The 13,451-nt window shown below is 71.0% G+C and carries 12 protein-coding genes; 10 read left to right on the top strand and 2 right to left on the bottom strand.

All coding sequences use genetic code 11. The features are described 5' to 3' along the window. The first annotated feature begins 101 nt into the window (after positions 1 to 101). The 5 genes from CFW40_RS25770 to mutM all read left to right on the top strand — a co-directional run bounded on the left by CFW40_RS25770 (position 102) and on the right by mutM (position 4,152). Positions 102 to 1,244: a cell division initiation protein gene (locus CFW40_RS25770; protein ID WP_088800262.1), complete on the top strand. Its 1,143-nt coding sequence runs from the start codon at positions 102 to 104 to the stop codon at positions 1,242 to 1,244. 167 nt (positions 1,245 to 1,411) lie between these two features. Next, positions 1,412 to 2,041: a YceD family protein gene (locus tag CFW40_RS25775; RefSeq protein WP_088800263.1), complete on the top strand. Its 630-nt coding sequence runs from the start codon at positions 1,412 to 1,414 to the stop codon at positions 2,039 to 2,041. Between the two features lie 2 nt (positions 2,042 to 2,043). Then, a complete protein-coding gene (gene rpmF, locus CFW40_RS25780) occupies positions 2,044 to 2,217 on the top strand; it encodes a 50S ribosomal protein L32 (RefSeq protein ID WP_003951102.1) in 174 nt (57 codons plus the stop codon). 19 nt (positions 2,218 to 2,236) lie between these two features. After that, a complete protein-coding gene (rnc, locus tag CFW40_RS25785) occupies positions 2,237 to 3,055 on the top strand; it encodes a ribonuclease III (protein ID WP_088800264.1) in 819 nt (272 codons plus the stop codon). Positions 3,056 to 3,225: 170 nt separating this feature from the next. Further along, positions 3,226 to 4,152 (top strand): bifunctional DNA-formamidopyrimidine glycosylase/DNA-(apurinic or apyrimidinic site) lyase, encoded by a 927-nt coding sequence (mutM, locus tag CFW40_RS25790; RefSeq protein ID WP_088800265.1) that lies wholly within the window; start codon positions 3,226 to 3,228, stop codon positions 4,150 to 4,152. Between the two features lie 27 nt (positions 4,153 to 4,179). Here the strand turns inward: mutM and CFW40_RS25795 are convergent, their stop codons facing one another. Beyond that, a complete protein-coding gene (locus tag CFW40_RS25795) occupies positions 4,180 to 4,605 on the bottom strand; it encodes a helix-turn-helix domain-containing protein (RefSeq protein WP_088800266.1) in 426 nt (141 codons plus the stop codon). Positions 4,606 to 4,743: 138 nt separating this feature from the next. Between CFW40_RS25795 and CFW40_RS25800 the strand changes: the two genes are divergently transcribed. After that, a complete protein-coding gene (locus CFW40_RS25800; RefSeq protein ID WP_088800267.1) occupies positions 4,744 to 5,349 on the top strand; it encodes a flavodoxin family protein in 606 nt (201 codons plus the stop codon). 179 nt (positions 5,350 to 5,528) lie between these two features. Here CFW40_RS25800 and CFW40_RS25805 read toward each other — a convergent pair whose 3' ends face one another. Beyond that, on the bottom strand, positions 5,529 to 6,272 hold the full coding sequence (locus CFW40_RS25805; RefSeq protein WP_256331291.1) for a CAP domain-containing protein: 744 nt from the start codon (positions 6,270 to 6,272) through the stop codon (positions 5,529 to 5,531). Between the two features lie 365 nt (positions 6,273 to 6,637). Here CFW40_RS25805 and CFW40_RS25810 point away from each other — a divergent pair, with 365 nt between their 5' ends. The 4 genes from CFW40_RS25810 (at position 6,638) to CFW40_RS25825 (ending at position 13,235) form a co-directional block, all read left to right on the top strand. After that, entirely contained in the window at positions 6,638 to 6,919 is a 282-nt protein-coding gene (locus CFW40_RS25810) for an acylphosphatase (RefSeq protein WP_088800269.1), read from the top strand. Positions 6,920 to 7,302: 383 nt separating this feature from the next. Next, positions 7,303 to 7,506 carry a hypothetical protein gene (locus CFW40_RS25815; protein WP_006602857.1) on the top strand — a complete coding sequence of 68 codons (204 nt, stop codon included), beginning with the start codon at positions 7,303 to 7,305 and terminating at the stop codon, positions 7,504 to 7,506. Between the two features lie 300 nt (positions 7,507 to 7,806). Continuing rightward, positions 7,807 to 11,505, top strand: a complete 3,699-nt coding sequence (locus CFW40_RS25820) for an AAA family ATPase (RefSeq protein ID WP_088800270.1) — start codon at positions 7,807 to 7,809, stop codon at positions 11,503 to 11,505. A 311-nt stretch (positions 11,506 to 11,816) separates the two neighbouring features. Next, positions 11,817 to 13,235: a sugar porter family MFS transporter gene (locus CFW40_RS25825; protein WP_088800271.1), complete on the top strand. Its 1,419-nt coding sequence runs from the start codon at positions 11,817 to 11,819 to the stop codon at positions 13,233 to 13,235. Positions 13,236 to 13,451 lie beyond the last annotated feature (216 nt).

Here is a 13,451-nt window from a genome sequence, read left to right on the forward strand (position 1 = left end):
CCCGGCTGATGGGGCGTCAGTTGGTGTCGGGGAAAGGGGCCGTGGACGTACAGTCGTCCCGTTCCGTCGTTCCAACCCCTTCAGAGAGTGGCGAGTCCAAGGTGGACGTGCAGAAGAAGCTCGACGACATCGTCGCGACCGTCGGCGGTGCCCGGTCCATGCCCATGTCGGCCTCGTGCGTGGTCAACCGCGCCGAGCTGCTTGCCATGCTGGAGGAGGTGCGGGCGGCGCTCCCGGGTTCCCTCGCGCAGGCGCAGGAGCTGCTGGGCGGGCGGGAGCAGATGGTCGAGCAGGCGCGGGCGGAGGCGGAGCGGATCATCGAGACCGCGCACGCCCAGCGCGGATCGCTGATCTCGGACACCGAGGTCGCCCGGCAGTCCCAGGACGAGGCGGACCGGATCCTCGCGGAGGCCCGCCGGGAGGCGGAGGAGATCCGCGCCGAGGCCGACGACTACGTCGACAGCAAGCTCGCCAACTTCGAGGTCGTGCTGACCAAGACCATCGGGTCCGTCGACCGCGGGCGCGAGAAGCTGCTCGGCCGCGACCCGGCCTCGGAGGGGCAGGCCTTCCCGGACGAGGACGGCACCCAGCCCCCGGAGCGCAGCGCGGACCCGGAGACCCTGCGGCAGCGCGCCGACGCCTATGTGGACGCCAAGTTCGGGGCGTTCCAGGCCGTACTGACCAAGACACTGGAGGCGGTCGGCCGGGGCCGCGACAAACTCCAGGGGGCCCGTGCGATCGATGAGCTGGGCCTCCACCTGGCCGCGCAGGGCGACCCGCAGGCCGGGCACCAGGCCGACGCCGACTATCTCGCCGGCCTGGCGGGCATCGGCGCCGAGCAGGAGCAGCAGCCGCCCCAGGCGCCCCCGATGCCCCAGGCACCTCCCATGCCCCAGGCGCAACCCCAGCCCCAGGAGCACCAGCAGCCCCTCCAGCCACAGCTCCAGCAGCAGGGCTACTACACCGACCCGGCGGTCTACCCGCAGCAGGACGTCTACGGCTATCAGCAGCCCCAGGAGGTCCCGTACGCCCAGCAGCAGGACCCGTACGGCTACGACTGGCAGCAGGCCCAGCAGCAGGGCTACGACCCGAACGCCTACCTCCAGCAGCAGGTGCCCCAGCAGCCCCAGCAGCCCCCGCACGGCCACCCCGCGCAGCCCGGCGCCCTGGACGAGACCAGCCTCTTCGACACCAGCATGATCGACCTGGACCAGCTCAGGGCGTACGAAGAGGGACGCCAGTAGGCGGCCCCGCCCGCGGGCCGGGGAGGGGGCCGGGAGCGGATTGGGCCTATCGGGGCCCGTCCAGTATCCTGGCTCTTCGGTCGCGCGTATCTCCGCGATCTCTGCTGCCCGGATCCTGTCCCGCAGGAGTACGGACGGCACGGAAAACCCACAGAAAGCAGGAAGCCATCAACGCCCGCCTCGACCACCGTTCCCCTCTCGTGTTCGACACGCGCGAGCTGGGCCGGCGTCCCGGTGCGCTCAAGAAGACTTCCCGCTCCGTCGAGGCCCCCCGGGACCTTGGCAATGAGGTCATCGGCGTGCCCGAGGGCGCACCGATCGAGCTCGACCTCCGCCTGGAATCGGTCATGGACGGGGTGCTTGTCACAGGCACCGGCCGTGCAACCGTCAAGGGGGAGTGCGTAAGGTGTCTGGAGCCGCTGGAGCGAGAGCTCGACGCGGATTTCCAGGAGATGTTCGCCTACCCCGACGCCGACGCCAGGGTCCATGAGGACGCCGGCGACGACGCCGAGGACGAGGAGGACACCCTCTTCCTCGAGGACGACCTGTTCGACCTCGAACCCGTGCTGCGTGACGCGGTGGTGCTTGCACTGCCGATGCAGCCGGTGTGCCAGGACGACTGCCCCGGCCTGTGCTCCGACTGCGGAGTGCGGCTGGCGGACGACCCGGACCACCACCACGACGCCGTCGACATCCGTTGGGCGGCACTGCAGGGACTCGCCGGGACCGTCAAGGACGGCGAGAAGGACAACATGGGCGGCGCCGAAGCGGGCGTCGACGAGAAGCAGGAGAAGTAGCCGTGGCTGTTCCGAAGCGGAAGATGTCGCGCAGCAACACGCGCCACCGCCGGTCGCAGTGGAAGGCTGCGGTCCCCACCCTGGTGGCGTGCGAGCGCTGCCACGAGCCGAAGCAGCAGCACATCGCGTGCCCGAGCTGCGGCACCTACAACAAGCGCCAGGTCCTCGAGGTCTGAGCGGCTGGTGACAGGCTTCATGTCAGACGCCAATTCGACTTCCCGCAAACGCGGGGATGAACCGACTCCGGCGGACACGGCCTCGTCTCACACGCTTCTGGAAGGGCGGCTCGGGTACAAGCTCGAGTCCGCCCTTCTGGTGCGTGCGCTGACGCACCGCTCGTACGCATACGAGAACGGCGGTCTGCCCACCAACGAGCGGCTGGAATTCCTCGGGGATTCGGTGCTCGGCCTGGTGGTCACGGACACGCTGTACCGCATCCACCCCGATCTGCCCGAGGGCCAGCTGGCCAAGCTCCGGGCCGCGGTGGTCAACTCGCGTGCACTCGCCGAGGTGGGCCGCGGCCTCGACCTCGGTGCCTTCATCCGCCTCGGACGGGGCGAAGAGGGCACGGGCGGCCGGGACAAGGCATCCATCCTCGCCGACACCCTCGAAGCGGTGATCGGCGCGGTCTATCTCGACCAGGGCCTCGACGCGGCCGGCGAGCTGGTGCACCGGCTCTTCGACCCGCTCATCGAGAAGTCCTCCAGCCTGGGCGCGGGCCTGGACTGGAAGACCAGCCTCCAGGAGCTCACCGCGACCGAAGGCCTCGGGGTTCCGGAGTACTTGGTCACGGAGACCGGACCGGACCACGAGAAGACCTTTACTGCTGCCGCCCGCGTCGGTGGTGTCTCGTACGGCACCGGCACCGGCCGCAGCAAGAAGGAAGCCGAGCAGCAGGCGGCCGAATCCGCATGGCGCGAGATCCGCGCCGCGGCGGACGAGGCGGCCAAGGTGGCCGAGGCGGCCAAGGCGGCAGAGCCCGCCGAGACCGTCCCGGAGGACACCGTCGGCTAGCCGTACGGCGCACGCCTTTGCGGCGCGGCACCCCACCCCCGTTGCGCTTCGGCGCACCGGGGGTCCTTCTTGTCCCAAGCCCCGTGCGCGCGGTGCCGGGCGGGCGCCTGGGCCCCCGGAGGGGAGAGGTACGCTGCGGCTGTCGTCCCCCAGTTGCCCCAAGGAGTCCCGTGCCCGAGCTGCCCGAGGTCGAGGTCGTACGCCGCGGACTGGAGCGCTGGGTCAGCGGCCGTACGATCGACGAGGTCGAGGTGCGGCACCCGCGCGCGATCCGCCGGCACACAGCCGGTGCGGCCGATTTCGCGGCCCGGCTCATGGGTCTGCGGCTCGGCGCGGCACGCCGGCGCGGCAAGTACCTCTGGCTCCCGGTGACCGGCGGGGGCCCGGCCGCCCAGACCGCCGCCGAAGGCCTTCCCCCGAGGGTCACACCGTCCGTCACCCACGGCCTGGCGATCCTCGCCCACCTCGGGATGAGCGGCCAGTTGCTCGTCCAGCCGCAGGGCGCCCCGGACGAGAAGCATCTGCGGATCCGGCTCCGCTTCGCCGACGACCTCGGCACCGAACTCCGCTTCGTCGACCAGCGCACCTTCGGCGGCCTCTCGCTGCACGACACCGTCCCCGGCGACGCCGACCACCTCCCCGACGTGATCGCGCACATCGCCCGCGACCCGCTCGACGATGCCTTCGACGACACCGCCTTCCACGACGCGCTGCGCCGTCGCCGCACCACCATCAAACGGGCGCTGCTCGACCAGACGCTGATCAGCGGCGTCGGCAACATCTACGCGGACGAGGCGCTGTGGCGCAGCAAGCTCCACTACGAGCGGCCGACCGCCACCTTCACCCGCCCGCGCACCGCCGAACTGCTCGGCCACGTACGGGAGGTGATGGATGCCGCGCTCGCCGTCGGCGGCACCAGCTTCGACAGCCTCTATGTCAACGTCAACGGGGAGTCCGGCTACTTCGACCGCTCCCTGGACGCCTACGGCCGCGAGGACGAACCCTGCCGCCGCTGCGGTACCCCGATCCGCCGCCGTCCCTGGATGAACCGGTCCAGCTACTTCTGCCCCCGCTGCCAGCGGCCGCCGCGCGGCTGAACCCGGCGGGCCGGCGCGGTCGCCGGCTCAGCCCGCGGGGTGCCGGGCGTCATAGCGCTCCCGGGCCTCGAGCACCTGCGGCATCCGGTCCTCCACCAGGGCGATCAGCAGCTGCAGCTGGCGGGCGACCTGGTGGCCCAGTGGTGTCAGCGCGTAATCCACCCGGGGCGGGTTGGTCTGCTGCGCCTCGCGGTGGACGAGTCCGTCCCGCTCCAGTGCGTGCAGCGTCTGGGCCAGCATCTTCTCGCTCACCCCTTGCACCCGGCGGCGCAGTTCGTTGAAGCGGAAGGTGCCGTCGAGCAGTGCGCCCAGCGTCAGGCTGCCCCATCGGTCGGTGACGTGCTTGAGCGCGTCACGGGAGGGACAGTCGCGCGCGAAAACGTCATAGGCCAGGTCGTCCGCACAGTCGGCGGGCGGCTCCTCGGCCGTTTCGGCAGGGTCCTCGGTCGCCATACCGACACCATACCCCCGCACAGCGCTAACCAATGGATTGCGCTTTCTAAAAGTTAGTGCTTTTCTTCTCCCATCACACCCCGACGTCCCCGGGCGCCGACCGTCCCGGGGTGTCGTTGACCCTGAGGAGAGACCGCCGTGACCAGCTCCGCCCTGCCCGCCCCCGTTGTCTCCGTCGCCTGCCACTCCGGCTTCGGCCACACCGCCGTACTGGCCGAGGCCGTCCGCGCCGCTGCCGCCGGGGCGGGGGCCACCGTCCACCTGATCAAGGTCGACGAGATCACCGAGGCCCAGTGGGATCAGCTCGATGCCTCCGACGCGATCGTCTTCGGTTCGCCGACCTACATGGGGACGGCCTCCGGGGCGTTCCACACCTTCGCCGAGGCGACCGCCAAGCGCTGGGCGACCCGTGCCTGGCAGGACAAGCTCGCGGCCGGTTTCACCAACTCCGCCTCCAAGAGCGGGGACAAGCTGCACACCCTGCAGTTCTTCACGGTGCTCGCCGCCCAGCACGGCATGAGCTGGGTCAGCCTCAACCTGCTCCCCGGCTGGAACTCCTCCACCGCCTCGGAGAACGACCTCAACCGGCTCGGCTTCTTCCTGGGGGCGGGCGCGCAGTCCGACAACGACCAGGGCGCGGAGGCGGTCCACAAGGCCGATATCGCCACCGCTGAACACCTCGGACGCCGTATCGCCGAGCAGGCCCGCATCTTCGCCGCGGGCCGCGCCGCCGTCGCTGCCTGACCGGCGCGCGGGGACGCAAGCCCTGCGGTCCTCGCGTGCGAGACGCCCGCGAGGCCCGCACGCCCGCGGCTCCCGCACAGGGAGACGCCCGCGCCGCCCCGTGATCCGTCACGGGGCGGCGCGGGCGTCTCATGCCGTCGGGGTTGTCCCAGCCCGGCCGGGCGTCGTCCGTCCGGGCCTCAGAAGCCGAAGTCCTGCGTCCACCACGGGCCGCCCGGCCCGGCATGGGCGCCGACGCCGAGGGTCTTGTACTCGCAGTTGAGGATGTTGGCGCGGTGGCCGGGGCTGTTCATCCAGGAGTCCATCACGGCCTGGGCGGTGGCCTGGCCGCGGGCTATGTCCTCGCCGCCCAGGTCGTCGATGCCCGCGTCACGGGCGCGGTCCCAGGGCGTGTCGCCGTCCGGGTCGGCGTGGTCGAAGAAGCCACGCCGGGCCATGTCGTCACTGAACTGCTGTGCGAGCCCCGCCAGTTCCTTGTCCGCCGTGACGGGGGAGCAGCCGGCCCGGGCGCGCTCCTGGTTGACCAGGGACAGGACCTGGGCCTCGGCGGATGACTGGGTATCGGTGGCCTTCGACGGAGCCGCGCCGCGGGCGGGCGTGGCTGACGACGGCCGCTCGGCGGGCCCGGCGGACCGGCGGGCCCCGGACTTCCCGGGGGAGGCGGCCGTCCGGTGTGGAGAGGGGGACGTCGAGGGGGTGGTGGGGGAGGAGGGACGGCCGGTGCCGGGGGCCGTGGCGCGGGCGCTGCCGCGGCCGGCCTGTTCCGTGGCACGGTCGGACGGGGATGCCGACCCGCCGCCCAGCGGCTCGGTGGCCTCCGGCAGCGCGCCGGCCCGTCCCCGGTCCCCCTGGTCGCCGCCTGTCCCCCCGTCGAACTGGCCGTGGCCCGGGATCAGTCCGGAGGCGGCCGCGACGGCTCCCATCGCCATCACCGCGGAGGCGCCGAGCAGTCCGGTGCGTACGGGGGCCCGCCCGCGACGCGGGGCCGCGCGACGTCCACGGCGCAGACCCTCGGCGGACGGGCCCGGGTACCCTGCCGGCGGTGCGTCAACAGGTCCCGCACCAGGGGCGTCGGGGACTGGGGGAGCAGAGCGTCGATGGCGGCCCATCTGCTGTCTTCCTTCCCCCGGGTACAAGCACCGGCTCCACGGGAGCGGCTAACGCCGCAAAGCTTCTTGGGCGTCAAGACGGCTCACCCATAAGAGTGAGCCTCGCTTGTCGGGGGACTGTACGCCATGACGGAGGGGCAGAAGTGACTGCTGAGCAATTGGCCAGTTAGCGTGCACACATGAACGAAGATGTCCGTGTGACCGCCTGGGTGCGTGGTCAAGTCCAAGGCGTCGGGTTCCGTTGGTTCACCCGGGCCAACGCCCTTCGCATCGGCGAACTCTCCGGATTTGCGGTCAATCTCGGTGACGGCCGTGTCCAGGTGGTCGCCGAGGGCCCGAAGGATCACTGCGACGCGTTGCTGGACTGGCTCCGCACCGGAGACACGCCCGGGCGGGTCGACGGAGTCACTGAGATATGGGACACGCCCCGCGGCGGTTACGACGGCTTCGAAATCCGCTGAGCGGGTCCGCCGGAACCGCCCCCGCGGCCGTCACGGGCGATCTTGCCAAGGCGTCCTTGTCGGCTGCTCACAGGAGATAAGGCCTGGTGGTTGCCAATCCGGCCGACCCGTGCAAGGCTGCCGCTGTACGGATGATCTCTACGCCCCCGCGGGACCTTTCTGGGGAGTCGGCGCAGCGCCCTCGCGGCCGCGCACTCTCAGGTGCCCGAGGATACGGGGCGTGATCGTGTTGACCGTCAAACCGTTTGGTGAGACTCTGGAATCCCCGCGCACCTTAGCTGTTTGGCATTGAGTACACGCAGAGAATGACAAGCACCGCGGGTGCGAATCCCTCACGACCCACACCGCTTCGGTCGGTCACTCATTGTGGAGGACCATCCATCATGGCAAAGGCGCTTCTCGGTTACGTCGGCGGCTCCGACCCTCGAGTCCTCTCCGAGATGCGACGGCTTCAGCAGCGCGTCCAAGACCTTGAATCCGAACTTATTCGGATGCAGGCCGAAAACGACATGCTGTCCGCTGCCGCACGTCGCGACGACTCGATGCTCGACATCGACGTACCCCAGGCGGAGCCCGCGCTCACCTGACCCCCACCTCAGGGCCGGTAGGGCTGCTCGCCAGCCGCTTGAGGCACCGCTCTCTTCAAGATCTGCAAGGGACGCTTCGGCGTCCCTTCGTCGTTTCCGGCTCTTTCGATTTGCGGCCTATTCGGACCTTCCGGCCACTTCAGCAGTGCCGCCCCTCCCTTACCGCATGATGTGCCCTGCGCTTTCGGCGATGAAACCGAAAATGAACGGTGCGGTATACCCGGGGGCCGTACGGGTGGGTGATCGGCGCCGGAATGTTGGGAGTCGTCCCCCGATGGGCGGCCGGTAGAGTCCCACGGCGTGCATCTCAAGAGTCTGACCCTGCGAGGTTTCAAGTCCTTCGCCTCCGCCACGACGCTCCGGTTCGAACCGGGCATCACCTGCGTCGTGGGCCCGAACGGCTCCGGTAAGTCCAATGTGGTGGACGCGCTGTCCTGGGTCATGGGTGAGCAGGGAGCCAAGTCGCTGCGCGGCGGGAAGATGGAGGACGTCATCTTCGCCGGGACGACCGGGCGGCCGCCGCTCGGCCGTGCCGAGGTCTCGCTCACCATCGACAACGCCGACGGTGCACTGCCGATCGAATACGCCGAAGTCACCCTGACCCGGATCATGTTCCGCAACGGCGGCAGCGAATACCAGATCAACGGCGACACCTGCCGGCTGCTGGACATCCAGGAATTGCTCTCCGATTCCGGTATCGGCCGGGAGATGCACGTCATCGTCGGACAGGGCCAGCTCGACTCCGTCCTGCATGCCGACCCGATGGGGCGCCGGGCCTTCATCGAGGAAGCGGCCGGTGTCCTCAAGCACCGCAAGCGCAAGGAGAAGGCGCTGCGGAAGCTGGACGCGATGAAGGCCAACCTCGCCCGCGTCCAGGACCTGACCGATGAGCTGCGGCGCCAGCTCAAGCCGCTGGGGCGGCAGGCCGCGGTCGCCCGGCGCGCCGCCGTCATCCAGGCGGACCTGCGGGACGCCCGGCTGCGGCTGCTCGCCGACGACCTCGTCAGCCTGCGCCGGGCGCTGCGCGCCGAGATCGCGGACGAGGCGGCGCTCAAGGAACGCAAGGAGGCCGCCGAGATCCGGCTGCGCACCGCTCAGCAGCACGAGGCGGCCCTGGAGGAGGAGGTGCGCACCCTGACGCCCCGGGTGCAGCGCGCCCAGCAGACCTGGCATGAGCTCTCCCAGCTCGCGGAGCGGGTGCGCGGCACGATCTCGCTGGCCGAGGCGCGGGTCAAGAGCGCTTCGGCGGCCCCGCCGGAGGAGCGGCACGGGCGCGACCCCGAGGACATGGAGCGCGAGGCGGCCCGGATCCGCGAGCAGGAGGCGGAGTTGACGGCCGCGCTGGAGGCGGCGAGCCGGGCGCTGGAGGACACCGTCGAACACCGTGCCGAACTGGAGCGGCAATTGGCGGACGAGGAGCGCCGGCTGCGGGACGCCGCCCGGGCCATCGCCGACCGCCGCGAGGGCCTGGCCCGGCTGAGCGGACAGGTCACCGCCGCCCGTGGCCGGGCCGCCTCGGCGCAGGCGGAGATCGGCCGGCTGGCCGAGGCCAGGGACGACGCCCGGCGCCGGGCGGCCACCGCCCAGGAGGAGTACGAACAGCTCAAGGCCGAGGTCGACGGGCTGGACGCGGACGACCAGGAGATCGCCGAGCGGCACGAGGCGGCCCGCCACGATCTGGCGGAGGCGGAGTCCGCACTCTCCGCCGCGCGGGAGGCGCTGAGCACGGCCGAGCGCGAACGGGCCGCGACCGCCGCACGGCATGACGCGCTGGCGCTGGGACTGCGCCGCAAGGACGGCACCGGTGCGCTGCTGGCCGCCGCAGGCCGGCTCACCGGCCTGCTCGGTCCGGCGGCGGAGCTGCTGACCGTCACCCCCGGTTTCGAGATCCCGGTGGCGGCCGCCCTCGGCGTGGCCGCGGACGCCCTCGCCGTCACCGGCCCGGACGCCGCCGCCGAGGCCATCCGGCTGCTGCGCAGCCAGGACGCGGGGCGGGCGGCGATGGTGCTGGGGGGAAGCGGGGGCCTGCGGGGTGCGGGGCGGGTACCTGCGCCCGCGCGGGCGGCGGAGGCCGGGGAGATCACCGGGGCCTCGGAGGTCGCCGCGGCCGCCGTTCAGGTGCCGGGGGGCGCGGTCGCGGGACCGGGCGCCGCCGGGCCCGCCGGGCACCGCGTTCCCGGGCCCCGTTCCGGACCCGTACCCGCGGAGGAACTGGTGCGAGGGCCCGCGGAGTTGACGGCCGCCGTGGCCCGGCTGCTGCGGGATGTCGTGGTGGTCGGGACGCTGGAGGACGCCGAGGAGCTGGTGGCCGCGCGCCCGGAGCTGACGGCGGTGACCGGTGAGGGCGATCTGCTCGGGGCGCATTTCGCACACGGCGGCTCCGCCGGTGCGCCCAGCCTGCTGGAGGTGCAGGCCTCCGTCGACGAGGCGGCCGCCGAGCTGGAGGAGCTGGCAGCGCGCTGCGAGGAGTTGGCAGGGGCGCAGCGGGCCGCGGCGGAACGCCATACGGCGTGTGCCGCGCTGGTGGAGGAGCTGGCCGAGCGGTGGCGGGCGGCGGACCGGGAGAAGTCGAAGGTCGCCGGGGACCTCGGCCGGCTCGGCGGGCAGGCGCGGGCGGCCGCGGGGGAGGCCGAGCGGGCCGGCGCGGCGGCGGCCAAGGCCGAGGAGGCGCTGGCGCGGGCCACCGAGGAGGCCGAGGAGCTGGCCGAGCGCCTTGCGGTGGCCGAGGAGGAGCCGGGCGTCGGCGACGAGGAGCCCGATACCTCCGTGCGGGACCGGCTGGCCGCCGACGGTGCCAATGCGCGGCAGACCGAGATGGAGGCCCGGCTGCAGGCGCGGACGCACGAGGAGCGGGTCAAGGCGCTCGCCGGGCGCGCGGATGCGCTGGACCGGGGGGCGCGCGCCGAACGCGAGGCGCGGCTGCGGGCCGAGCGGCGGCGCGCACGGCTGCGGCACGAGGCGCAGGTGGCCGGGGCGGTCGCCGCCGGGGCCCGGCAGCTGCTGGCCCATGTCGAGGTGTCGGCCGTACGGGCCGAGGATGAGCGGGGCGCGGCGGAGCGGGCCAAGGCCGAGCGGGAGCAGGCGCTGGTGGCCGAGCGCAACCAGGGCCGGGAGGTGAAGTCCGAGCTGGACAAGCTGACGGACTCGATGCACCGCGGCGAGGTGCTGGGCGCGGAGAAGCGACTGCGGATCGAGCAGCTGGAGACCAAGGCGCTGGAGGAGCTGGGGGTGGAGCCGGCCGGGCTGGTGTCCGAGTACGGCCCCGAGCAGTTGGTCCCGCCGTCGCCGGCCGCCGACGGTGAGGTGCTTCCGGAGGATCCGGAGCATCCGCGCCACCAGCCGGTGCCCTACGTACGGGCCGAGCAGGAAAAACGGCTCAAGGCGGCCGAGCGGGCGTATCAGCAGCTCGGGAAGGTGAATCCGCTGGCATTGGAGGAGTTCGCCGCATTGGAGGAGCGGCACAAGTTCCTCAGCGAGCAGCTTGAAGACTTGAAGAAGACCCGCGCCGATCTGATGCAGGTGGTCAAGGAGGTCGACGAGCGGGTGGAACAGGTCTTCACCGAGGCCTACCACGACACCGCACGCGAGTTCGAGGGCGTCTTCGCGCGGCTCTTCCCGGGTGGCGAGGGGCGGTTGGTGCTGACCGATCCGGACGACATGCTGGCGACCGGGGTGGATGTGGAGGCGCGCCCGCCGGGGAAGAAGGTCAAGCGGCTGTCGCTGCTGTCCGGTGGTGAGCGGTCGCTGACCGCGGTGGCGCTGCTGGTGTCGATCTTCAAGGCGCGGCCCAGCCCGTTCTACGTCATGGACGAGGTGGAGGCCGCCCTGGACGACACCAATCTGCAGCGGCTGATCGGGATCATGGAGGAGTTGCAGGAGAGCTCCCAGCTGATCGTGATCACGCATCAGAAGCGGACGATGGAGGTCGCGGACGCCCTTTACGGGGTATCGATGCAGGGGGACGGCGTCACCAAGGTCATCAGCCAGCGGCTGCACTGAGCGCGGTGGCGGCGGAGCGGGCCCGCGTCGGTCAGGGGTGATATCGACCGGAATCGGTGTCTGTCGGGGCCCTCCTCGGAGCCGCCTTTGATCGCCCGGAGTGTCCGACACTGCATCAGTTCAGAACTTGAACGAACTGCCTCTCGAGTGGCCGAGAAACAAATTCATCTCGGCCTATTGACTTCGAAACTTGAAGGCATAGTCTCTGCAACGTCGCTTTTACCTTCAAGTGGTGGGTGCCCCCAACCTATGCACCACTTGTAGGGCCAGCCCCCTAACCCGGCAGCGCAGCCGGGCCACTGGAGTTCACGTTGACCAGCACCGCGCAGCCGACGGGTTCGGAAGGCCGCAAGGCCCATCCCGAACATCTCGGCCATGTCATCTTCATCACCGCGGCTGCCGCGATGGGCGGCTTTCTCTTCGGCTATGACAGCTCTGTCATCAATGGTGCCGTCGAGGCGATCCGGGGCCGCTATGACGTCGGTTCCGCCGTACTCGCCCAGGTGATCGCCATCGCGCTGATCGGCTGTGCCATCGGCGCCGCCACCGCGGGCCGGATCGCGGACCGCATAGGCCGTATCCGCGTGATGCAGATCGCCTCGGTGCTGTTCACCATCAGCGCCGTCGGCTCGGCTCTTCCGTTCGCCCTCTGGGACCTCGCCTTCTGGCGGATCATCGGCGGTTTCGCCATCGGTATGGCCTCGGTCATCGGCCCGGCCTATATCGCCGAGGTCTCGCCGTCCGCCTACCGCGGCCGTCTCGGCTCGTTCCAGCAGGCCGCGATCGTCATCGGCATCGCCGTCTCCCAGCTCGTCAACTGGGGCATCCTCAACCTCGCCGACGGCAAGCAGCGCGGCGTCATCGCCGGCCTGGAGGCCTGGCAGTGGATGCTCGGCGTGATGGTCATCCCGGCCGTGCTCTACGGTCTGCTCTCCTTCGCGATCCCCGAGTCGCCGCGGTACCTGATCTCCGTCAACAAGGTCTCCAAGGCCAAGGAGGTGCTTGCCGAGGTCGAGGGCAAGGCCGTGGACCTCGACAAGCGGGTCGCGGAGATCGAGGACGCGATGCGCCGCGAGCACAAGGCGTCGTTCAAGGACCTGCTCGGCAGCAAGTTCGGCTTCCTGCCGATCGTCTGGGTCGGCATCGGACTGTCGGTCTTCCAGCAGCTGGTCGGCATCAACGTCGCGTTCTACTACTCCTCGGCGCTGTGGCAGTCCGTCGGCATCGACCCGAGTGCGTCGTTCTTCTACAGCTTCACGACGTCGATCATCAACATCATCGGCACCGTGATCGCGATGATCTTCGTCGACAGGATCGGCCGCCGCCCGCTGGCGCTGGTCGGCTCGGCCGGTATGGCCATCGCGCTCGGCCTGGAGGCGTGGGCCTTCTCCGCCAAGACCGCGGCCGGCACCCTGCCGGCCACCGAAGGCACCGTGGCCCTGATCGCCGCCCATGTCTTCGTGCTCTTCTTCGCCCTCTCCTGGGGCGTCGTGGTCTGGGTCTTCCTCGGCGAGATGTTCCCGAACAAGATCCGCGCCGCCGCGCTGGGCGTCGCCGCCTCCGCGCAGTGGATCGCCAACTGGGCCATCACGGCCAGCTTCCCGAGCCTTTCGGACTGGAACCTCTCGGGTACGTACGTCATCTACATGGTCTTCGCTCTGCTCTCGATCCCCTTCGTGCTGAAGTACGTCAAGGAGACGAAGGGCAAGGCGTTGGAGGAGATGGGCTAACCCCCCGCCAGTCCTTCTCCTCAGTACTGGGTACTGCCCCGGGTCAACAGGGACCCCGGGCAGTACCCGTTTTTTGTGCCGGTGCGCCGCTGCTCCGTGCCGGTGCGCCGCGGCGCCTCAGGCGTCGTCGCCGGCCCGGGGCGCGCCGCCCGCCGCACGGAACGCCCGCCGGTGCGCAGCCGGCGGCCGGCTGCACCCTCTTCGTCTTCTCCCCGG

This window comes from Streptomyces sp. 2114.4 (assembly GCF_900187385.1).
GTDB classification, from domain to species: domain Bacteria; phylum Actinomycetota; class Actinomycetes; order Streptomycetales; family Streptomycetaceae; genus Streptomyces; species Streptomyces mooreae.